The sequence below is a fragment of the Halorubrum yunnanense genome (genome assembly GCF_026586675.1).
GTDB classification, from domain to species: Archaea; Halobacteriota; Halobacteria; order Halobacteriales; family Haloferacaceae; genus Halorubrum; species Halorubrum yunnanense.
Map to the genome: position 1 here is coordinate 62,078 of NZ_JAODIX010000023.1, position 20,910 is coordinate 82,987.

The following is a 20,910-nucleotide window of genomic DNA, read 5'->3' on the forward strand; positions in this document are numbered from 1 at the left end:
AGCGACGAGGTTGGGGAGGCGTGAGGCGCGGTCGCCGTGCGGGCGGGTGGGACTCAAAAGGGCAGCCAGGAGGCGGGCGCAGGCGAGGCAAGGACCGCAGGGAACGAGCGAAGCGAGTGACCGAGGACCGCAGCGAGCGTGCGCCCGCCTCCTGGCTGGGGCTTTGGCGGTGTTCACTGTCGATCTGCGGTCAACCGCTTATAAATGAATGAGCGGAATTTTTGAACTGTCCACCACGACATCGCTACGCGTCGTAGTCACGAAAGAAAATAACCGTAGCCTCGCGTGTCGCCGTCGATCAATCAGCGCGGGCGGTCGACTCGTTCCCGAGCGCGGCGGCGCGCTCCGACTCGGTGACCTCAATGCCGCGGCGCTCCAACTGATCGACGAACTCGGCCTCGCTGAGCCCCGCCTGTGCGGCCGCCTGAGAGAGTGTCAGCGTTCGCGCACCGTACAGCGTCAGCGCACTCGAGAGGCCCTTGGTTGCCATATCTACAGTAGACCCGTGTAGGTTTATGAAGGTTACTAATCGATTGAGGCTCCTGATACACCTTATACGATATATATTGACAGTCGACCGATTCGGCCGTGTATAACCACTACCGATGACGGCCCGCAGGAATTATGCCGTTCTGCGTCGCAGGGAAGAGCATGAACAGACAACAGATCTTCGCGCTGTTTTTCGCGTTCCTCATGGTGAGCTCCATGGCCGCATGGGGCATCACCCTGCTGTAGGCGTCGATCGCGTGACGCGGCGCGCCGCGCCGTAGCGGCCCCGTCAGCCGTCGCCCCAGACGTCGGAGAGCGGGTGGTCCTCGCGCCGTTCGGCGTCGGCCTCCGAGTGGGTCCGCGTCTCTCCGCCGTCGCCGTCGTGTCCGGTTCCGCCTCCCGATCCGGGGGCGGCGGTCGAGCCGGTTTCGCCGGACGCGGCGGTTCCCGACCCCTGCGCGGCGGAGCCGTCACGGTCGGCCGCGCCGCCGGCACCGGCCGCCCGGTTCCGCGCCGCCTTGGACGGACCGGACGGCTCGGCGTTGATCCCGGCGAGCGCGGCGGCGGGGTCGAACTCCGGGAGGTCGGGCGTCCTCATCGCGTCGATCTGGTCCCGGAACCACGGCGGGGTGTCGGCCTGCGCCCGGTCGAAGAGGTCCAACAGGGAGTCGTCCGCGAGGTACGTCGCGCCGTGGTCGTCGGGGGCGCGGACGACGCGGCCGCACGCCTGGATCACGGTCCGGAGCGCGGTCCGGTGGTACCACGCCCACTGGTCGTCCGCGAGCCGGCGGGCGACGCGGGAGTCGTTCGTGTTGCGGTACGGCGCCTTACACACCACCTGCCACCGGCAGCGGTCGCCGTTCAGGTCGAGCGCCTCCTCCATCTTCACGGAGACGAACACCTCGGGGTCGTCGCTGGCCTTCCACGCCGCGAGCTCCGCGTCCCGGTTCTCGCGTCCGTGCCGTCGGACCCGCGCGGCGACGCCGAACTCGCCCAGCAGCTCGGTGAGCCGCCCGGCGATGTCGTACGAGTGCGCGTGGATCAGCCCCTTCTCGTCCGGGTGTTCGGCCATGAGCCGGACGATCAGGCGCGCGATCTTCGGTATCGTCTCGTCGCGGTTCTCGTACGTCATCGACCCCTGCGTCACGTCGTACAGGGGGCGGTTTTCGAGGGGGAACGTGTGTTCGACGTCGACGAGCGCGACCTTGGCGGGGTCGAGGCCGATCCCGCGGCAGAACGCCTCCTTCGAGAGGATGGTGGCAGAGAGTAGCGCGAACCGGTTCCCGCGGTCCCACACCGTGTGCCGGAGGTAGCGGGCGGGGTCCAGCGGCTTGATCGCGAGCGGCGACCCCTCCCCGCCGGACTGGTCGACGACCCACGTCGTGGGCGAGTCGAGGTCGCGGTAGTCCTCGAGGAACCAGCCGAGCTCGCTTATCAGCTCCTGGAGCCGGTCGCGGCGGGCCACCTCCTCGCGGTCGAGCTCGGGGCGACCCGTCAGCTCGTCTCGCGCGCGCTTCGCGACGTCGCGGAGCGAGCCGACGAACCGGGCGGTGCGGTCAAGCGCGTCCTCCTCGGGGCCGGCGTCGGCCTCGACGTCCGGGACGGTCACGTCGTCCCAGACGGGGACGCGGTCGGGCGAGAGCTCGATGGTCGCGTACATCTCGGCCCACTCGGCGAGGCCGTGCGCCTCGTCGATCACGACCGCGTCGCGCTTCCGGAACACCTCGGAGCCGGCGGTGCGCATGAAGTACGCTAACGTCAATGCGGCGTAGCGGTTCCCGGAGGCGATGGCGCGGTCGGAGAAGTACGGGCACCGGTGTTTCACCGAGCAGTCGAACCCCTGCTGGCGGACGCAGGGGGCGCGGTTGACCGGCGTGTCGTGTTCGCCGGGGAGGATGCAGTCGTAGTTCGACTTCCCCCGAATGACCGCCAGGTCGTCGAGGAGGTCGTCGGCCTCGACGTCGTCGATCTGCGACACCTGCGGCGTCGTGTAGTAGGCGCCCGTGGCCTCGCTCGGCGCCGTCTCCTCGACCGTCGCGGCCGCGCCCATCACCGCCCGGGCGAGCAGCGACTTCCCGCTGCCCGTCGGCGCGCGCACGAGGACGACCTCGTTGCCGGCGGCGAACGCGTCCCTGATATCCGCCAGCGCCCGCTCCTGCGCGCCGCGGAAGCTCGGCGCGGGGAACTCGGCGGGGATCCGGTCGGGGTCCACAGGGTCACTCGCGCCCGCTCGGGATTAAACCCTCGCGGTCCCGGAGCTCGGATGAACTCGAAACTACCCGATCGTTTATGAGGGTCCGGCGGGTCGGAGGCGGTATGTACTGGCAGGAGGCGGAACGGGAGTTCGCGGACGACGTCGTCGCCCGGGAGACGCTCCCGCGCACCTTCGAGCGGTCGGCCGAGCGGAACGCCGACCGAAGCGCCCAGCGGTACAAGGGCGGAGTCCACGACCGCTCGCTGGTCACCGAGGGCGTCCTCCCGCCCGCGCCGGACGGCGAGTACGCCGGCATCACCTACGGCGAGATGCGCGACGTCGTGCGGCGCCTCGCGGCGGGGTTCCGCGAGGTCGGCGTCGACGGCGACACGCGGGTCGCCCTCTACGCCAAGACCCGGATGGAGTGGGCCCAGACCGACTTCGCGGCGCTGGCCGCGGGCGCGGTCGTGACGACCGTCTACGCCTCCTCGTCGCCAAGCCAGGTCCGGTACCTGCTCGAGGACCCCGGCGCGACCGTCGTCGTCGTCGAGGACCGCGACCTGCTCGACGAGGTGCTCGCCGTCGCCGGCGACCTCTCGCAGGACCTCGACGCGGTCGTCTCGTTCGACGACGTGGACGCGGGGGGGCTGGACCTCGACGGGGTCGCCCTCGGCGCCGACGACGTGTACACCCTCGGCGAGCTCCACGGGCTGGGCGCCGACGCCTTCGACGCGGCGGCCTACGAGGGGTGGATCGACGCCGTCGGGGTCGACGACCTCGCCAGCCTCATCTACACCTCCGGGACGACCGGGAAGCCGAAGGGCGTCCGGCTCACGCACGCGAACTTCCGGGACAACGTCACGCAGTGTTACCGGCGCTTCGCCGACCGCCCGGACCGCGACCCCGACGCGCCGGGGATCTCGGCCGAGTCGACGACGCTATCTTTCCTCCCGCTCGCGCACGTCTTCGAGCGCATGGCGGGCCACTACATGATGTTCGCGGCGGGCGCGACGGTCGGGTACGCCGAGAGCCCGGACACGCTCCGCGAGGACTTCGGGCTCGTGCGGCCGACGACGGTCACCAGCGTCCCGCGCGTCTACGAGAAGCTGTACGACGCGATCCGCGAGCAGGCGAACGAGTCGCCGGTGAAAGCGCGGATATTCGGCTGGGCCGTCGACGTCGGGCGGGCCCATCACGAGGCCGACGAGCCGGGCGCGCTGCTCGGCGCCAAGCGCGTGGTCGCCGACCGGCTCGTCTTCTCGTCGGTCCGGGAGGCGCTCGGCGGCGAGGTCGACTTCTTCATCTCGGGCGGCGGGTCGCTGTCGGCCGAGCTGTGCGCGCTGTACCACGGGATGGACCTCCCGATCCTGGAGGGGTACGGACTCACGGAGACCGCTCCCGTCGTCAGCGTCAACCCGCCTGAGGACCCGAGAGTCGGCACCATCGGCCCGCCCGTCGTCGACACCGAGATCGCGGTCGACGGCACCGTCGTCGGCGAGGAGGGCGCCGACCTCGCCGGCGACGCGGGGGAGCTCCTCGTGCGCGGCCCGCAGGTGACCGACGGCTACTGGAACCGACCGGAGGCGACCGCGGAGGCGTTCACGGACCCCGACCGGCTCCCCGAAGACGTCACGCTCGCGGGGACGCCCCCCGAGGAGCGCGACGGCGACCCGGACGAGCCGTGGTTCCGCACCGGTGACATCGTTCACCTCCGGCCCGACGGGTACGTCGCGTTCCGCGAGCGCGCCAAGCAGCTCCTCGTGCTCTCGACCGGGAAGAACGTCGCGCCGGGGCCGATCGAGGACCGGTTCGCCGCCAACGAGTTTGTCGAGCAGTGCGTCGTGCTCGGCGACTCCCAGAAGTTCGTCTCCGCGCTGATCGTCCCGAACTTCGAGCGCGTCGACGCATGGGCCGAGACGCGGGGGATCGACCTGCCGAGCGGCCGCGCCGAGGCCTGTCGGGACGACCGGGTCCGAGAGCGGGTCCAGGAGGAGGTCAACCGCGTGAACGGTGAGTTCGAGTCGTACGAGCGGATCAAGCGGTTTCGGCTCGTCGAGGAGGAGTTCACCGAGGCGAACGACCTGCTCACGCCGACGATGAAGAAGAAGCGACGGAACATCCTCGACCGGTTCTCCGACGAGGTCGAGATGATCTACGCGGCGGAGTGACCCGCGCGGAGAGGCGGGCGTCGACGCGGGCGGTCCCGCGTCTCCGGGGTTCCCGGTATCTCGGCGTTTCCGGGGTCTCCGACGTCTAACCGATTCACGGAGCCGATCCGCTTCCCCCGTCAGATCGGGCCGGTAGGCCGGGCTTACCGCGTTTTTCGGGGGAGAGTCGCACCGACCGATACGGCGGGGAGTCGAGCCCCGCGGAGGGGGCTCCGGGAGCTCACCGCCAGACGGCGAGCGAGACGTACCCGCCGCGGCGCGCGGTCAGCCACTCCGTGGTCCGCTTGTCCTCGCCGGGAGACTCCGGGTGGAGGGTGCACTCGTCGGGGCGGTCGTCGTATCGCGCGAACGTCGCCTTGATCCGGTCCCCGCGGTCGCGCGAGTCCTGACTCTGTCTCATCGTCAGTTCCGCATGGGGGACATCCCGCTATGGTAATTCGTTCCCTAACGCCGGAATCGGGTCCGTTTCGACCGCGCCGGGAGGGCTCGGTCGGGGTTCAGGCCGACGACGCGGCCGAGTCCGCGACGCCCTCGACACCGTCTTCGTCGACCGGGTCGCCAAACGCGTAGACGGTGTTGTGACCGGTCACCTCCACCTCCAGGAAGTCGCCCACCTCGACGCCGCGATCGGTCGCGCTCTGGACGATGATCTGGCGGTACGCGGAGTCGCGGCACTTCACGGAGTCGCCGGTGCCCTCCTCGACGACGAGGACCTCGAACCGCTCGCCGACCATCGACTCGTACGCCCCGCCGACGACCTTCATCTTCAGCTCGGACATCGCCTTCGAGCGCTCCTTCTTGAGCGTGCCGCCGAGACCCTTCATGTCGGCGGCGTCGGTGCCGGGGCGCTTCGAGAACCGGGTGACGTTGATCTTCTCCGGGCGGACCTCGGCGAGGAGGTCCATCGACAGCTCGTGGTCGGCCTCGCTCTCCGTGGGGAAGCCGACGATGAAGTCGGTCGACAGCGTCCAGTGGTCGAGCCGGTCGTCGAAGGTCTCGACGACCTCGCGGAACTTCCCGACGCGGTGCTGTCGACGCATGTCGTCGAGCACGTCGTCGGAGCCGGACTGGACCGGCGCGTGGATGAAGTCGTACAGCTCTTCGTTCGCGGCGAACACGTCGGCGAGCTCCTGGTGGATCCCATGGATGCCGCCCGGGTTCGCCATCCCGAGCCGGACCCGGAACTCGCCGTCGATGTCGCAGATGCGGTCGAGGAGCTCCGGCAGTTTCCGGTCGCCGTTATCCCAGCCGTAGACGCCGGTGTCCTGGCCCGTGACGCGGATCTCCTTCGCGCCGGCGTGGACCAGCGCGCGGGCCTTCTCGACGTTCTCCGCGACCGACGGGGAGTCGACCCGGCCGGTCGCGAACTTCGTGATGCAGTACGAGCAGTTGCTCATGCAGCCGCGCGCGATGGGGAGGAGGCCGACCACGCCGTCGAGGACCGGCTCGGCGTCGGGCGTGGTCGTCGGGCACTCGCCGTTGAGCGCGTACGACGGGACCTCGTCCCAGTGGAGAATCTCGGCGTCGACGCCGGCCTCCTCGAACAGCTCGCCTTGGGCGAGCGCCATGCAGCCGGTGACGACGAGGTCGGCCGCCGTCTCCTGAAGCTCCTCGGCGCGCCGGAGCATGTTCCGCTCGGTCTTCTCGACGACCGTGCAGGTGTTGAGGATGGCGACGTCGGCGTCTTCGGGTCCGTCCGCCGGGCGGTGGCCGCCGTCGCGAAGCGCGCGCTCTATCTCCCGGCTCTCACCCCGGTTCGAACTACAGCCATAGGTTTCGATGTGATACGTCGCCATCGAGTACGCTCACTACCGGTTCCGCGGTCAAAAGCGCGACGGATCGGGGGAGGAAGCGTTCGGTCCGGGCTCAGTCCTCGGCGACCGCGGCCGCTGTGGGCGCCTCGGCGTCGGGCTCCGAGGCGGCCTCCGGCTCGGTCTCTTCCGAGCGTTCGGACTCGGGGACCGGCGCGTACACCGACCGGCGGGCGTCGCGAGGGCACAGCCCCTCTTCGACGAGACCGACCTCGGTGAGCTTCTCGACCGCGAACCGGACGGTTCGGGTCGACAGGCGCGTCTCCTCGGCGAGCCCGGTCTGGTCGAACCGACCCTCCTCGTTGAGGACGTAGTAGACCAGCTTGGCGCTCGGCGGGAGCGGCTCGAGCAGCTCGCGGGCAGTGTCATCCATACGTATCGTACACGGGCGAGTCGTCAATAACCGTGGCTCGGGTGTGTGCTGAAATCGCACATCACCCCGTGCTTTTATATATGTGTTTGGAGCGGTCGCCGTCGCGGTCCGCTACTCGCCCGTGCGGAACTCGAACCGCGCCCCGTCGACGTCGTCGATCGAGATCGCCCAGCCGTGCGCGGTCGCGATCTCTCGGGCGATCGCGAGCCCGAAGCCGCTGCCGTGCGGGTCGCTCGAGGTCCCGTACTCCAGCGCCTCCTCGGGGTCGACGTCGAACCCGCCGCCGTCGTCGGCGACGTAGAACCCATCCGAGAGCGCGCCGACGGTGACGGTGACGTCGGGCTCGGTCGCACCGGGTTCCACGCTGTCGTCAGGCTCTGCCCGGCTGCCCGTGGAATCGGGTTCCACGCTGTCGTCAGGCTCTGCCCGGCCGCCCGTGGGGCCGTGCTCCACGCTGTTCGCGAACAGGTTCTCCAAGAGCGTCCGAAGCCGCTCCGGGTCGGCGTCGACCGCGACAGAGCCGTCGGGCGCGTCGAGCGTCGCGCCGGCGGTGTCGACGGTTCCCCACGCCCGCACTGCCGCCTCGGCGAGGTCGACCGACTCCGGCTCGTCGACGGTCTGCCCCTGCCGCGCCAGCGCCAGGAGGTCGTCGATGAGCTGGCTCATCCGGTCGTGAGCCTCGCCGATCTGGTCGAGCTCATCGATCGCGGCCGGGTCGTCGACGAGCTCTCGCACGAGTTCGAGCCGCCCGACCGCGACGGTGAGTGGGCTCCGGAGGTCGTGCGAGACGAGCCCGGCGAACTTCTCCAGCCGGTCGATCTCGCGTTGGAGCGCGGCGTCGCGGTCCCGGAGCTGGGCTGTGCGCTCGGCGCAGTCCAGCGCGACAGTGACGTTCGCCGCCAGCACCTGCGCCAGCTGGATCGCCGTGTCGTCGAAGAAGCCTGGCTCGCGGGAGCCGAGCGGCATCGCGCCGTGGTCGTCGAGCGGAACGACGAGCAGGCTCCGGAGCTCCCCGTAGCCGACGTCAGTGTCGACGGCGTTCAGATCGTCGACGACGACCGGCTCGCCGCGATCGAACGCCTCCCAGATCCGCCCGTCGCCGGACCCGAACGCCGGGCGCTCCCCGAGCGCAGCGGTCGCCTCCTTGCTGATCGCGGTCGGTAAGAGCTCTTCCGCCTCGGGGTCGTACAGCCGGACCGCGCTGTTCGGGAACTCCAGGATGTCGATGGCCGCGCGGGTCGCGAGCGCGGCGATCTTCTCGCGGTCCTCGCCGCGGAACATCTCCCGGGTCGTCTCGTGGAGGTTCCGGAGCGTCCGCTCGACTCGCTTCTGTTCGGCGATATCGGCGTAGAGGCTGTAGAGGACCGTCTCGTCGCTGCGCCGCACGGGAATCGCGTGAAGGATGAAGTCCCGAAGCCCGTCGGTCGTGCGGCGACGCACTTCGAGGCGCGACACGGCGTCTCGCTCGACGATCTCCTCCGGGTCGTACCGGTCAGCGCCTTCCGGGATGATCGCGTCGCGGATCTCGCGGTAGTCGTGGTCGGTCGCCGAGTGGCCGAACGTCCGCTCGAACGCGTCGTTCGTCGCGTTGAGACGGCGCTCGCTGTCGTCGGACACGGCCGTCCTGGCGGCCGGGAGCGGGAGATCCTCGAACAGGGCCGTCAGCCGGTCGCGCTCCGTCCGCAGCGCGTTCTCCGTCTCGATCTGCTCGATCGCGTCGGCCGCGTGGGCGGCCAGCAGCTCCGCGAACTCGACGTCGCCGTCGTCGAACGCGGCGTAGCCGTCAGAGACGGCCTGCAACACGCCGTACGAACCGATCGGAACGCTGATCGCCGACCGGATATCGTCGGTGACCGGGTCGGCGACCGCGCTGGCGTCGGCCCGAGCGGCGCCCGACCGGTCGCAGTTCTCGGGGTCCTCAAGCTGGTCCGGATCGGCGGGGTCGACGCTGATGTTGTCGACGACCATCGTCCGCTCCTCGGCGGCCGTGGTGCCGACGACCCCCTCGCCGACTTCGAACGTCCGGACCTCGTCGTCCGTGACGCTCTCCGAGAGCGCCGCGGGGACGAGCGCGTCGCCCCGACGGCGGGCCGTGACGCACCGGTTGAACTCCAAGATCCCCTCCGCGGCGGCGACGGTCCGCTCGAACACGTCGTCGACGCGCTCGCAGGCGGCGACGTCCGTCGCGAACGCGTGGAGCGCGGTCACCTTCGCGTTCACCTCGCGGAGGTCCCGCTCCGCCCGTCGCCGGTCCAGCGCGTTCGCGACGCTGTTCGCGAGCATCTCGTACCGGTCCCGGCCGGCGCCCTTCTGGAGGTAGTCCGTCACGCCGGCGGAGATCGCCTCGCTGGCGATCTCCTCGGAGCCCTTCCCGGTGAAGAGCACGAACGGGACCCCGGGGTCGACCGCGCGGACGTCGGTGAGCAGTTCGAGCCCGTCGCTGCCGGGCATGTCGAAGTCGCTGACGACGCAGTCGACGCGGCCCGCCTCGACGGCCGCGAGCGCGTCGTCCGGGGCGGTGTACGTCACCGTCTCGATCCCGTCGACCAGCCGCTCGACGTGAGTGGCCGCGAGGTCGGCGGCGCCGGGCTCGTCGTCGACGAAGAGCACCCGTCGCGGGCCGCCGCCAGCCGGCTCGGAGCCACGGAAGGCGTCGGCGCCGGGGCGGCCGCCGGTGGCTTCCGAAACGGAGTCCATGGGTACCCGTCACACCACCGGTAATTTTAGTTTACGCTCTAATGGTCAGAACCGAGAACCGGAGCGACGAAAGGCGAGGCCGGCGAGGTCGACGAGGTCGACCGCCGCCTAGAGGAAGTCCTCGACGTGGTCGGCGACCTCCTCGGGGGTGTCACCGACGGGGGCGCCCGCGTCGTTGAGCGCGTCGATCTTCGACTGCGCGGTGCCCGTGCCGGAGCCGGAAACGATGGCGCCCGCGTGGCCCATCCGCTTGCCAGGCGGCGCCGTGCGCCCGGCGATGAAGCCGGCGACCGGCGTGTCCATGTGCTCGCCGATGAACCGCGCGGCCTGCTCCTCGTCCTCGCCGCCGATCTCGCCGCACATCACGACGGCGTCGGTCTCGTCGTCGGCCTCGAACGCCTCGAGGGCGTCGATGAAGGAGGTCCCGATGATCGGGTCGCCGCCGATCCCGATGGCGGTCGTCTGGCCGATGCCGCGCTCGGTGAGGTTGTCGACGACCTGGTACGTGAGGGTGCCGGAGCGGGAGACGAGCCCCACGTTGCCGTCGGCGAAGATGTTGCCGGGGAGGATGCCGAGCTTCGCCTCGCCGGGCGTGATGATCCCGGGGCAGTTCGGGCCGAGCAGGCGCGTGTCGGTTTCGCTCAGGCGCTTGTTCACCTTCGCCATGTCCTGGGTCGGGATCCCCTCCGTGATCGCGACCGCGAGGTCGAGGTCGGTGTCGAGCGACTCGAAGATCGCGTCGCCGGCGAACGCCGGCGGGACGAAGATGACCGAGGCGTCCGCGTTCTCCGCCTCGACCGCTTCGTGGACGGTGTCGTAGACGGGGACGCCGTCGACCTCTTGCCCCCCCTTTCCGGGCACCGCGCCGGCGACGACGTTCGTGCCGTACTCGATCATCTGGCCGGCGTGGAACTTCCCTTCCCCGCCGGTGATACCCTGGACTACCACTCTGGTGTCGTCGTCGACGAAAATGCTCATTGGGTCACCTCCTCTGCGTTCTTCACCGCGCGCTGGACCGCGTCCTCCAGCGTCTCCTCGACCTCGACGAGGTCCGTGTTCAGGATCTCCATCCCCTCCTCGGCGTTCGTGCCGGCGAGCCGGACGACCACCTTCTTGGGGATCTCGTCGAACTGCTCTAAGGCCTCGTTGATCCCCTTGGCGACCTCGTCGCCGCGGGTGATCCCGCCGAAGATGTTGAACACGACGGCGTCGACGTTCTCGTCGGAGAAGACCATGTCGAGCGCCTTCGTGACGCGCTCGGCCTTCGCGCCGCCGCCGATGTCGAGGAAGTTGGCGGGCGCGCCGCCGTAGTAGTCGACCAGGTCGAGCGTCGTCATCACGAGCCCGGCGCCGTTGCCGATGATGCCGACGTTGCCCGAGAGGCGGACGTAGTCGAAGCCGTACTCGCCGGCCTTCCGTTCGAGGTCGTCCTCGTAGGACGCCTCGGCCATGTCGGCGAGGTCGGGCTGGCGGAACAGCGCGTCCTCGTCGATGTTCATCACGGCGTCGGCGGCGACGACGTCGCGGTCGCCCGTGATCATCACGGGGTTGACCTCGATCTCGGAGGCGTCGCTGTCATCGTACAACTCGTACAGCGTCGAGAGGATCGACGCGACGTCGAGCGCGACGTCGGCGTCGACGCCGGCCTCGTAGACAACCTTCCGGGCCTGGTACGGGTGGAGCCCGAACGCGGGGTCGACGTGCTCGCGCGCGATGGCGCCGGGGTTCTCCTCGGCGACCTCCTCGATGTCCACGCCGCCCTCGGTCGACACCATCAGGACGGGCTGTCCCTCGCCGCGGTCCATGGTGACGCCGACGTACAGCTCGTCCACGAAGTCGACGCCCTCTTCGACGAGGACCTGATCGACGGTGTACCCCTTCAGGTCCATCCCGAGGATCGCCTCGGCGTACTCCTCGGCCTCGTCGCGGTCGGTCGCGATCTCGATCCCGCCGGCCTTGCCGCGGCCGCCGACGTGGACCTGCGCTTTGATCGCCGCGGGATAGCCGATCTCGTCGACGGCGTCGAGGGCCTCCTCGACAGTCGTCGCGAGCCGGGAGTCCGGTACCGGGATCCCGGCGTCCGCGAAGATGGTCTTCGCTTGATGTTCGTGTAGTTTCATCCGTCTCGAAAGCGGACCGATGACGGCTTAAATGGTGCCGATTCGGCGCGACCGGGGACACGGTTCCCGAAGGGAGGAAACGGGTCTCGGAGCCCGGAGAGTCGCTCTCACACCGCTGATGGCCCGAATGCGTGTTGCTTCGCCTCGCAACACCGTACGATAACTCTTAAGTCCGGACGTCGGATACACTGACACGAGCGGGTTGGTGGTCTAGCCAGGTTATGACGGCTCCTTCACACGGAGCAGGTCGGCGGTTCGAATCCGCCCTAACCCACTTCTGATTCCTCGCAACGACGAGCGCAGCGAGGAGTCCATGGAAGCGAAGTGGTGCGACGGATTCGAAGCAGGGAACGAAGCCAGCGCCAGCGAGCGGAGCGACCGAGGTTCGAATCCCCCCTAACCCATACTAGCCTCGTACGGATTGCAACCGCACGATTTCTCCATCTTCAAACTATGTAGCGAGGCGGATTCCCCGCCCCACCGTGGGCGGGGTTGAAATAAGGATCTGGTGGCGTCGCGGCCCTCTGTACCCGACGGTCAGGACGTTCGTTCGGAGGGGATTCGGCTGTTTGGCACGGTGCTACCTCGAAGCCGAAGCGGCACCAGAGCGGCTGCGAGACGCCCGGATATCCAATCCGAGCGAGCGTACCAGACGTTCCGCGTCGGCCGCGACCGACGAGATGGCGGATCGGGGACGATCGTGTCGGAGGAATCCGTCAGAGGCCACCGATACCGGACGCCGTGTTTCCAGCTATGTCGTACCGACGACCGGTTCCGTTCCGTCTCGGTACCGAAGCAACGCCCGTTCCTTCGATTTTGCTTCGACCATCACGTCTGCGCCGTCACGGAGCCAGTCGGGAACCGACGAGACGTACTCGGCGTGGGCCTGTGGCCGCGCGTCCTGCCCGTACAGCCGTGCAGGCTCCGAGTAGTGCACGACAGGTCGCACGTCACCCCACGTTCCTGCGGCCAGTTCGAAGGCCTCACGATACGTGAGTCCCCGACTCGTGAACTGATGGTGATGGTAATCGAAGACGACGGGCACGTCGAGTGGCTCTGCGACCGCCTCGACGAGCTCGGGGACGCTCCAGAGCGACTCCTTGTCGTCGTTCTCCACGGTCAGACGGTTTCGAACGGCGGGTGAGAGGCGGTTTACGGCGTTCCGGAAGCGTGCGCCTGTCGCCTCTTTGTCGTTGTAATGGGCTCCGATGTGAATGTTGACGCTATAATGCGGCGTTCGGGGGAGGCCGATCAAGTCGAGCCATGCGCCATGGAGTTCGAGATCTCGAATCGAGTTCTCGACGGTGTCCGCCGACTCACTGGCGAGCTTACACCAGTAGCTCGGGTGAAACGTGAACCGGACGTCGTTGTCCCGAATGACCCGGCCACAGTCCGCTGCGATTCGAGCTATCTCGTCGTAGTCCGGGAGCTCTGTCAGGTCGAACTGGGAGTTCCACGGAACCAACTCCGACGTGCAGCGATAGAAGTAGATGTCGTGGTCGACGTTCCAACGCAAGATGTCATACAGATCAGAGAAATTCTGAAGAGCGAGTTCAGACGCGTAGTCCAGACCCCGTGACTCCCACGTCTTCTGTTGCATCCCGCGATTACATCGTAGCGGCTGATCGCGCGCTCTCAACGTGCGATTCATACAAGCGTAACCCAGCATAAATATGGCGTATGTTCGCGCTCTACACGGATAACCGCACGGCTCACCGAAACGCGACCGAGCGGCGTATCGAATCGCTCTGGTGAACGTCCCTTTCGTTCGAGCTGAGCGGCAGCCATGTGTCCCCAAGCGCTCGATTCGGATCTCACAAATTCGTCGAAACGAGTACGTCATGAGAGACGACTGTACCCATCTTTTAAATTCACCGGCAACACCCAGTGAACGATCCCTGTCAGCTTATCGTAGTACAAACACACCGGACGACGGCAATCACGCTCGCCGAGCCGACGGTGCTTGCTGCCGGGAGAGACACGCCGCACGATGACATCGACACGAGTCCCGATCAGTACGCGGTCACGGAAACGCAGTTCATCCAATCCATGTAGGGCGGATAGACGATTCCGCAGGCGCTTTGAGGTCGGCTCTCGCCACGGCAGGTCGTGACGGACGTTCCGCTCGTACCGGGTGAGCAGTGGATCCGCGAAGCCGTACTGCGGGTCGAACACGAGCGGCTCTCGCCGCGTTTTCGTTAAAAATCGGGAGCGGGGGCGTCCAGTCGTCAGACGTCGTCCAGGTAGCCGCGGCGCTGCTCCATGTTCACCTCCTCGGGCCGTTTGTCGTAGTGGGACTCGGCGGGGAGGACGGGGCCTCGCGGCTCGGTCGGTTGCCGACGCTGGGCGTCGTGGACCTCGCCGACGGGTGCGCCTACCCGGACGAGAACGGCTTGCGATACTGAATGCGGTCGGCGAACGGCGCGACGAGATCGAGCGAGATCCCCGCAAGACCGACCGGTCGCCGACGTGTTTTTATACGTCCGGAGAGGCGAATATCCTAACACGATGCCACGCGAACAGTACCAGTCGAAGCTGGAGACGCTGCGCGACGACGTGCTCTACATGAGCGAGGTCGTCGCGGAGCGGCTCCGGATGGGCCTCGACGCCTTGGAGCGGCAGGACGCCGAGCTGGGCGAGGAAGTCATCACCGGCGACGCCGAGATCAACGACCTCTACCTCGAGCTGGAGGGGCAGTGTACCGACCTCATCGCGCTCCAGCAGCCGGTGGCGGGCGACCTCCGGTTCATCGCGGCCTCGTTCAAGATCATCACCGACCTCGAGCGGATCGCGGACCTGGCGACGAACCTCGGGGAGTACGCCAAGCGGGCCGACCGCGAGGTGTTCACCGACGTCGACGTCCAGCGCATCGGCGCCGACACGCTGGCGATGCTGGACGAGGCGATGGAGGCGTACACGGAGTCGGACCCCGAGCTGTGTTACGCCGTCGCCGAGGCCGACGACGAGGTCGACGCCGCCTGCGAGGCCGCGAGCGAACTCGTCGTCCGCGACCTCATCGAGCGCGACGAGCTCCGCGAGGAGGCCGACGTCGAGGGGACGATGCGGAACGTCTCGCGGCTCCTCCTCACGGTCCGCGACCTCGAGCGCGTCGGCGACCACGCCGTCAACATCGCCGCGCGGTCGCTGTACATGATCGAGAACGACGACGAGCTGCTGTACTGACGGCGGGTCGCTTTTAAACCGCCGGCCGTCGGCCGATCCCGACGCCTACATACCCCTTCCCGGGGACGACCTGACATGAGCACGTACACGACCGAGATCGACGTCCGATTTCGCGACATCGACGCGATGGGCCACGTCAACAACGCGGTCTACGCCACGTACCTCGAGCAGGCCCGGACTGAGTACTTCCGCGACGTCCTCGACGCCGACCTCTCGCGGGTGTCGACGGTGTTGGCCTCCCTCTCGCTCGACTTCCGCCGGCCGGTCGAGCTGACGGACGGGGCGGTCGCGGTCGACGTCGACGTCGCCGAACTCGGCCGCTCCAGCGTGACGATGACCCACGAGCTGCGGGTGGGCGGCGCGGTGGTCGCCGAGGCCGAGGCGACGCTCGTCAGCCTCGACCCCGACTCCGGCGAGCCCGCCCCGATCCCGCCCGCGTTCCGCGAGGGGATGGCGTCGTACCACGGGCTGTAGCGTCCCGCGGGCCGAGCCGATCGGCTGATCCGAGCCGGGAGATCCGCCGCCGACACCGTACCTTCTTGCCGCCGCGTGCCGATCGATCTGGTATGTCACTCCGACTCTACGCGCTCGACGGATGCCCGTGGTGCGAGAAGGTGTCCGACGCGCTCGACGACGCCGGGATCGAGTACGAGGCCGAATGGGTCGACGCGCTCCACTCCGACCGCGACGCGGTGAAGCGGGTCAGCGGCCAGCGCGGCGTCCCGGTCCTCGTCGTCGAGGAGCGCGGCGTGACGATGGCGGAGAGCGCGAACATCCTGGAGTACGTCGAGCGGACCCTCGCATGACCATCTACACCGGCCGCGGCGACCAGGGCGACACCGACCTCCGAGACATGAGCCGCGTCTCGAAGTCGAGCCCCCGGATCGAGGCGTACGGGACCGTCGACGAGGCGAACGCCCTGATCGGCACCGTACGCCCGACGGGCCACGACGACCTCGACGAGCTGCTGGAAACGGTCCAGAACCATCTCCACGTCGTGCAGGCCGACCTCGCGAACCCGGACCCGGACCCGGAGGACCCGCAGGTCGAGCCCGAGCTCGTCGAAGACTTGGAGGACCGCATCGACGCCTTCGACGAGGAGCTGGAGCCGCTGACCTCGTTCGTCCTCCCGGGCGGGGGGGAGTCGGGCGCGCGCCTCCACCACGCCCGGACCGTGACGCGCCGCGCCGAGCGCCGGATCGTCGAGCTCGCACGCTCCGAACCGATCAACGAGACGGTCGTCTCCTACCTCAACCGCCTCTCCGACCTGCTGTTCACGCTCGGCCGCGTCGCGAACGCGCGCGACGGTGAACCCGAGGAGTCGCCCTCCTACTGACCCCTCAGCGGGCGGTTCTCGCTCGGATCGACCTCGCGATCGGTCTTCGGTATCGGACTCGGTCCTCGCTTTCGAACTCGATCGGAGAGCGACGGCGACCCGCGATCGCCTTTTACCATTCTGTCGTTGCAGCGTAGCCACAAAGGATATATCCGTCGCCTTCCAAAGGACAGATATGAGCAAGCACTTCGAAGACGCACGGTACTACCTCGGTCGCGCAGCGGAGCACGCGAAGGCGGGCGTGAAAGAGGAGCTGAAGCCGGTCGAGACTCGCGTGAGGGAGCTCGTCGGCGCCGAAGCGGAGGAGCCGGAGCCCTCGCGGCTGGACCGGCTCCAAGCCGACCTGAGGGGGGTTGAGGAGCGCGCGGAGGGCGGGGCCCGCGAGGCGGTCGCCTCCGCCCGAGCTCGAGTGACGGAGTACCGCGGCCGCGACGCCGCCGCGGAGTAGCCGCTCAGCTCCCTCGGCTTTCCGCGGTCGACGTCTCGGTGGCGACGCGCTCGTCGACCGGCACCACGGCGTACTCGACCCCTTCCTGCTCGAACAGTGCGCGGGTGCGCTCGACGCCCGCCTCGGCGTCGACGTCGGTCGCCCGGTAGTGCCGGATCGGGTGACGGATCCACGAAGGCTCCCAGTGAGCGTACACGTCGGTCGTGGAGCGCTCCGAGCCGACGAACAGCGCGAGGTGGAGCTGGGAGTCGCTCGCGAGCGCCCCGTTCGGGTACCGGACCCAGCTGGCGACCGACGTCTGGGGCGGGGTCGCGTAGTCGCGGAACTTCAGCGAGGAGACGAGGTTGCGGACGAACCCGAGCCGGTGGAGTCGCGCCTCGACGGCTGGGTACGGCTCGCGGAGCGTGAGCGCGTACTGGTCGCGGGGCGTCTCCCGCTCGGCGTACAGCCCGACCGCCGACAGCGGGAGGTGAAGCAGGCCGGCGACGTTCCGGCGCACGCGTTCGAGAAGCCGGAGCTCGTGGGTCATAGCCGAATCAGGGGGCGGCGCGCGGGTGAATCTTTTCCGGCGGTGCGCGCGTCGGGACCCTCCCCCGCCGGTCGAAACGCCTACGGGTCCCGGCCGCGAGGGCGACCGTATGCAAGCGCGAGACCTGATGGAGACCGACGTGCAGACGGTCGCCTCCGACGACGACGTCGCGGACGTGTTCAGGAAGTTCGCCCGGCACGAGTTCAGCGGCTTTCCCGTCGTCGACGAGGCGGGCCGCGTCGTCGGCGTGGTCACCGAATCGGACCTCGTCGACCTGTTCGAGCCCGAAGACGAGACGCTGTGGATCCCGATCGGGCTCCCGCCGTTCGTCGACACGCTCACCTATCAGGTGAAGGCGCCGTGGGCCGACCTCGACCTGGGCGTCGACATGGTCCGGAACGCGGACCGCCCCGTCTCCGACGTCATGAGCGCCGACGTGGCGACGGTGACGCCCGACGCGCCGATCGACGAGGTGCTCGACCTGCTCGCCGGCGACGACCCCGACATCAATCGGGTCCCGGTCCTGGACGACGAGGGCCGGGTCGTCGGGATCGTCGCCCGACAGGACGTCGTTCAGGCGTTCCGCGACACGCGATTGGACTGAGACGCCGCGAGGACGGCGGGTGAATCCGTGTTTGGTAATAGATTCTGAGTCGCACCTTATAAATGAATGACACCAGGTCGACGGAGGGCGGCTTCAAACCCCCAGCCGACCGCAACTGCACCTCACGCCTCCCCACCCTCGTCGCTGCGAGATCGTTTATAAGTAGCTACCTGCGTCGCGCTCGCCGTCAGGGGTCCACACGGGTCAGCCATGCCTCGGGGTCGTCGATCTCGGCCATGGTCGGGAGGTTCTCGGAGCGGTCCCAGACGACGCCGGCAGCCTCGATGCCACGGGCGTCAGCGACGTGCCGGAAGAAGGCAGCGCCCCGCTCGTACTGCCGGCGTTTCATCCCGAGCCCGAGCAGGCGCTGGGCGAGCTGCCGGATCGGCCCCCCGGCCCCGCGGCGCTCGTCGAGCTTCCGCCGCAGGTCGGCGTACTCGTCGTCGAACGCGCGGTCCATCAGCATCTCCGCGTACCCCTCGACCGCGGTCATGGCGGCCTGCAGCTCACCGAACGCCTCGGAGTCGAGCCCGCCGATCGTCAGCTCGCCGGCCGTTAGCCCCTCCACGCCACGCTCGACGCGCGATTCGAGGTACTCCGGGAGCCACGGCGCCGCGCCGAACTCGGCCGCGTGGGTCACCTCGTGGAAGGCGATCCACCGCCGGAACCGGGGGTAGTCGACGTCGAGCGAGGCCGCGACCGCGACGATGTTCGGATGGACGAAGTAGAGGCCGTGGTCGGCGTCCGGCTCGTCGGCGAGCAGCAGGGGGTCGTACTGCCCGAGCACGTTCCGCGCGAGGAAGCCGAGCGCGAACGCCATCGTCCCGGTGTTGGCGATCCGCGAGACGTCCCGCGAAAACGCGCCGACCGGGCTGCCGGGGCCGCCGAGCCCCCCGGGACCGCTTCCCGCCCCCGTTTGCCCGGTCGCTGCCGCCTCGATCGGCGCCATCACGTTCTGAAATGTGCCGACGCTCGCGTCGATCCAGTGGTGGCGGTTCTGCACCTCGATCGCGTCGGGGACGTCGAACGCGAGTCCCGCGACCTCGCCCAGCCGCGCTCGGGCGTCCCGGACGTCGGCGGCGTACCCCTCCCGCTCGCCGGCCGTGAGCGCAAGCGAGCCGGGGTCGGTGCTCGCCTTCGCGGCCGCCCCGGCCCGGTCCCAGTCGACGACGCCGGTGCCGGACGCCTCGGAGACCGAGCGCAGGCTTCGGAGAATATCCATGCGGACGAGAAGGGTGCCCGCCTCAAATCGCTTGCGTCGGTTCGACGGCCACGGCCCGCGTCGATCCGTCAGTCGTCGCCGGCGATGCCCGCCGGGACCTCGTCGTCCCCGCGGAGCGCCACGACGCCGACCGCGATCGCGGCGAGCGCGGCCAGCACGAGCAGAAGGCCGGCGACCGACCGGGCGCGGCAGCCGCCGTCGGACTCGGCGTCGGCCGCGTCGACCGCGTCGGTCGCGTCGTCGTCTCCCTCGGTGTCGCCGTTCGCCGCCACGATCGGCTCGACGCCTGCCGCCGGTTCGTCGCCCGCGCCGAAGATCTCGAACGGGCCGACCTCCACGTCGCCGTCGCCGAGGTGGATCTCCAGCAGGGTGAATGACGAGTCTGTCATATCCCGTCCTTCGTGCGGCGACGGTTTAGACGTGGCGGCGCGGTCGGCGGCGGGCGTCGAAGGGGTTTCGACCGCCGCAGACCGGCGGTTTCTTCCCGGCCGCCTCGTCAGCCGTCACCGTGCACGAGCGCGGCCGAACGTTCCTCGACGACCTGCTCGCGACCGTCGCCGACGGGGCAACCGCTGCGGCCCCGTTCGCCGTCGACGTCCGAGCGTCGCGTCGCCCCGCAGTCGGGCGGACCTGACCACGGTAAACCAGGGCACAGCGCTGTCGAAACGGAACTGTTTTACAATATCCTGTCGTACCCGAGAATGCGTCAAACGGACGTGCGCTCTGGTGGTGTAGTCCGGCCAATCATATTGCCCTCTCACGGCAATGACCTGGGTTCGAATCCCAGCCGGAGCATCCCTTCCTTCCGCTGTCTTGCGATTTTGAGTCCGTCTTAACGTCGGGTAACCATGAACACTGAGGGCAAATCGATTCGCAGGACGGGCAATCCGACCCGCGGTACTGACAACAGTGGTTCGACCATGGATCTGACCGAGTTCGTCGTCGTTCCCGCTCCGACCGAAGACCGACTCGCTCAACGACAACTGGTCGACTACCGCAACGGACGAGAGGAACGTGTGGACGAAGAGAGTCGCGCAGGGGTGGGTGTTACGCGTCTGATTGATCAGGGTTCGGGTCGAAGATTGCGGGGTCTTCGTCGCCCTGTACGTCGATCACTGCCATCAGGCCTTTACGTGCCACTCGCGAGAGCGAGTGATCAACCAGCTTGATTGGCCCGGGAACCGGGGAGTGCAAGGTCGAGATGGATGTACTCCCAGGCTGGACAGGTGTTGTTTGGACGTTCCGATGTGGATCGGACGCGATGGAGCCTTGCGGCCAGACTTCATCCCACACAGACCCAATCGGATGGAAGCTGCTGGCGAGGTTGGGTCCGCCGACAGCGTAGAACACGCGCACAGTTTCGTCGGTCCCAATTTGCATGTCGTTGTATCCGCTCGGTCCGATCGCGTACTTTTCGCCGTTAATGAGCGTGTACGTTGGCTCTTCGTTGGCCATCGCGTCAAAATCGAAGTCGTGATGCCCTTCTTCGCCGGCATCACCCTTGGTGTACAGCTCGTGCTGCCCAAGATAGAACTCGTGATCGACGTTCGGCAATCCCTCTTTGGGTTCCACGAGGATTCCGCCGAACATACCGGCAGAGATGTGGTAGTCCAGTTGTGGGACTGCACAGTGGTAGATGAACAGCCCGGGGTAGGTTGCTTTGAAGTTGCCTTGTTGAATGCAAGACTGCGTCGGGGTAGGGTCGATAACTCACGGTTTCACGGTGTCAGAGACTG

At 68.3% G+C, this 20,910-nt stretch carries 21 protein-coding genes, 2 tRNA genes and 1 pseudogene; 10 read left to right on the forward strand and 14 right to left on the reverse strand.

Translation table 11 applies throughout. The features are described from left to right. Window positions 1-298: 298 nt before the first annotated feature. A complete protein-coding gene (locus N5096_RS05365) occupies window positions 299-490 on the reverse strand; it encodes a DUF7317 family protein (RefSeq protein WP_267663297.1) in 192 nt (63 codons plus the stop codon). Between the two features lie 288 nt (window positions 491-778). Then, window positions 779-2,701: a helicase C-terminal domain-containing protein gene (locus N5096_RS05370; RefSeq protein WP_267663298.1), complete on the reverse strand. Its 1,923-nt coding sequence runs from the start codon at window positions 2,699-2,701 to the stop codon at window positions 779-781. A 104-nt stretch (window positions 2,702-2,805) separates the two neighbouring features. Between N5096_RS05370 and N5096_RS05375 the strand changes: the two genes are divergently transcribed. Continuing rightward, complete coding sequence (locus N5096_RS05375; protein ID WP_267663299.1) at window positions 2,806-4,851, forward strand: AMP-dependent synthetase/ligase; 2,046 nt, start codon at window positions 2,806-2,808, stop codon at window positions 4,849-4,851. Window positions 4,852-5,071: 220 nt separating this feature from the next. Here the strand turns inward: N5096_RS05375 and N5096_RS05380 are convergent, their stop codons facing one another. The 6 genes from N5096_RS05380 to sucC all read right to left on the reverse strand — a co-directional run bounded on the left by N5096_RS05380 (window position 5,072) and on the right by sucC (window position 11,852). Continuing rightward, entirely contained in the window at window positions 5,072-5,251 is a 180-nt protein-coding gene (locus tag N5096_RS05380; protein ID WP_267663300.1) for a DUF7511 domain-containing protein, read from the reverse strand. A 97-nt stretch (window positions 5,252-5,348) separates the two neighbouring features. Further along, complete coding sequence (locus tag N5096_RS05385; RefSeq protein ID WP_267663301.1) at window positions 5,349-6,647, reverse strand: tRNA (N(6)-L-threonylcarbamoyladenosine(37)-C(2))-methylthiotransferase; 1,299 nt, start codon at window positions 6,645-6,647, stop codon at window positions 5,349-5,351. A gap of 70 nt (window positions 6,648-6,717) precedes the next feature. Then, window positions 6,718-7,035: a helix-turn-helix domain-containing protein gene (locus N5096_RS05390; RefSeq protein ID WP_267663302.1), complete on the reverse strand. Its 318-nt coding sequence runs from the start codon at window positions 7,033-7,035 to the stop codon at window positions 6,718-6,720. A gap of 111 nt (window positions 7,036-7,146) precedes the next feature. Beyond that, on the reverse strand, window positions 7,147-9,732 hold the full coding sequence (locus tag N5096_RS05395) for a hybrid sensor histidine kinase/response regulator (RefSeq protein WP_267663303.1): 2,586 nt from the start codon (window positions 9,730-9,732) through the stop codon (window positions 7,147-7,149). Between the two features lie 108 nt (window positions 9,733-9,840). Beyond that, entirely contained in the window at window positions 9,841-10,710 is an 870-nt protein-coding gene (gene sucD / locus N5096_RS05400) for a succinate--CoA ligase subunit alpha (protein WP_267663304.1), read from the reverse strand. Then, a complete protein-coding gene (gene sucC, locus N5096_RS05405; RefSeq protein ID WP_267663305.1) occupies window positions 10,707-11,852 on the reverse strand; it encodes an ADP-forming succinate--CoA ligase subunit beta in 1,146 nt (381 codons plus the stop codon). Before sucC ends, sucD begins: the two co-directional genes overlap by 4 nt. A gap of 199 nt (window positions 11,853-12,051) precedes the next feature. Between sucC and N5096_RS05410 the strand changes: the two genes are divergently transcribed. Beyond that, window positions 12,052-12,126 (forward strand) — tRNA-Val (locus N5096_RS05410). A 477-nt stretch (window positions 12,127-12,603) separates the two neighbouring features. Here the strand turns inward: N5096_RS05410 and uvsE are convergent. Both uvsE and N5096_RS05420 read right to left on the reverse strand, forming a co-directional pair. After that, on the reverse strand, window positions 12,604-13,521 hold the full coding sequence (gene uvsE / locus N5096_RS05415) for a UV DNA damage repair endonuclease UvsE (protein ID WP_267663306.1): 918 nt from the start codon (window positions 13,519-13,521) through the stop codon (window positions 12,604-12,606). 170 nt (window positions 13,522-13,691) lie between these two features. After that, window positions 13,692-14,027: a hypothetical protein gene (locus N5096_RS05420; RefSeq protein WP_267663307.1), complete on the reverse strand. Its 336-nt coding sequence runs from the start codon at window positions 14,025-14,027 to the stop codon at window positions 13,692-13,694. A 333-nt stretch (window positions 14,028-14,360) separates the two neighbouring features. On the opposite strand from N5096_RS05420, the gene phoU reads away from it, so the two are divergent. The 5 genes from phoU to N5096_RS05445 all read left to right on the forward strand — a co-directional run bounded on the left by phoU (window position 14,361) and on the right by N5096_RS05445 (window position 16,819). Further along, entirely contained in the window at window positions 14,361-15,035 is a 675-nt protein-coding gene (gene phoU / locus N5096_RS05425; protein WP_267663308.1) for a phosphate signaling complex protein PhoU, read from the forward strand. A 75-nt stretch (window positions 15,036-15,110) separates the two neighbouring features. After that, window positions 15,111-15,509 (forward strand): acyl-CoA thioesterase, encoded by a 399-nt coding sequence (locus tag N5096_RS05430; RefSeq protein ID WP_267663309.1) that lies wholly within the window; start codon window positions 15,111-15,113, stop codon window positions 15,507-15,509. Between the two features lie 92 nt (window positions 15,510-15,601). After that, entirely contained in the window at window positions 15,602-15,841 is a 240-nt protein-coding gene (locus N5096_RS05435) for a glutaredoxin family protein (RefSeq protein ID WP_267663310.1), read from the forward strand. Beyond that, window positions 15,838-16,371, forward strand: coding sequence for a cob(I)yrinic acid a,c-diamide adenosyltransferase (locus N5096_RS05440; protein WP_267663311.1), 534 nt, complete (start codon window positions 15,838-15,840; stop codon window positions 16,369-16,371). Before N5096_RS05435 ends, N5096_RS05440 begins: the two co-directional genes overlap by 4 nt. A gap of 175 nt (window positions 16,372-16,546) precedes the next feature. After that, on the forward strand, window positions 16,547-16,819 hold the full coding sequence (locus N5096_RS05445; protein WP_267663312.1) for a DUF7553 family protein: 273 nt from the start codon (window positions 16,547-16,549) through the stop codon (window positions 16,817-16,819). A 4-nt stretch (window positions 16,820-16,823) separates the two neighbouring features. Here N5096_RS05445 and N5096_RS05450 read toward each other — a convergent pair whose 3' ends face one another. Then, window positions 16,824-17,348 (reverse strand): hypothetical protein, encoded by a 525-nt coding sequence (locus tag N5096_RS05450; protein WP_267663313.1) that lies wholly within the window; start codon window positions 17,346-17,348, stop codon window positions 16,824-16,826. A 109-nt stretch (window positions 17,349-17,457) separates the two neighbouring features. On the opposite strand from N5096_RS05450, the gene N5096_RS05455 reads away from it, so the two are divergent. Continuing rightward, window positions 17,458-17,952 carry a CBS domain-containing protein gene (locus N5096_RS05455; RefSeq protein ID WP_267663314.1) on the forward strand — a complete coding sequence of 165 codons (495 nt, stop codon included), beginning with the start codon at window positions 17,458-17,460 and terminating at the stop codon, window positions 17,950-17,952. A 187-nt stretch (window positions 17,953-18,139) separates the two neighbouring features. On the opposite strand, the gene N5096_RS05460 is transcribed toward N5096_RS05455, so the two are convergent. Then, window positions 18,140-19,174, reverse strand: coding sequence for a zinc-dependent metalloprotease (locus tag N5096_RS05460; RefSeq protein ID WP_267663315.1), 1,035 nt, complete (start codon window positions 19,172-19,174; stop codon window positions 18,140-18,142). 68 nt (window positions 19,175-19,242) lie between these two features. After that, window positions 19,243-19,563, reverse strand: coding sequence for a hypothetical protein (locus N5096_RS05465; RefSeq protein ID WP_267663316.1), 321 nt, complete (start codon window positions 19,561-19,563; stop codon window positions 19,243-19,245). Between the two features lie 119 nt (window positions 19,564-19,682). On the opposite strand from N5096_RS05465, the gene N5096_RS05470 reads away from it, so the two are divergent. Beyond that, window positions 19,683-19,808: a hypothetical protein gene (locus N5096_RS05470; protein WP_267663317.1), complete on the forward strand. Its 126-nt coding sequence runs from the start codon at window positions 19,683-19,685 to the stop codon at window positions 19,806-19,808. Window positions 19,809-19,894: 86 nt separating this feature from the next. After that, window positions 19,895-19,969, forward strand: a tRNA-Glu gene (locus N5096_RS05475). 252 nt (window positions 19,970-20,221) lie between these two features. On the opposite strand, the pseudogene N5096_RS05480 reads toward N5096_RS05475, so the two are convergent. After that, window positions 20,222-20,839, reverse strand: a pseudogene (locus N5096_RS05480) (copper-containing nitrite reductase); the annotation flags it as partial. Between the last annotated feature and the right edge of the window lie 71 nt (window positions 20,840-20,910).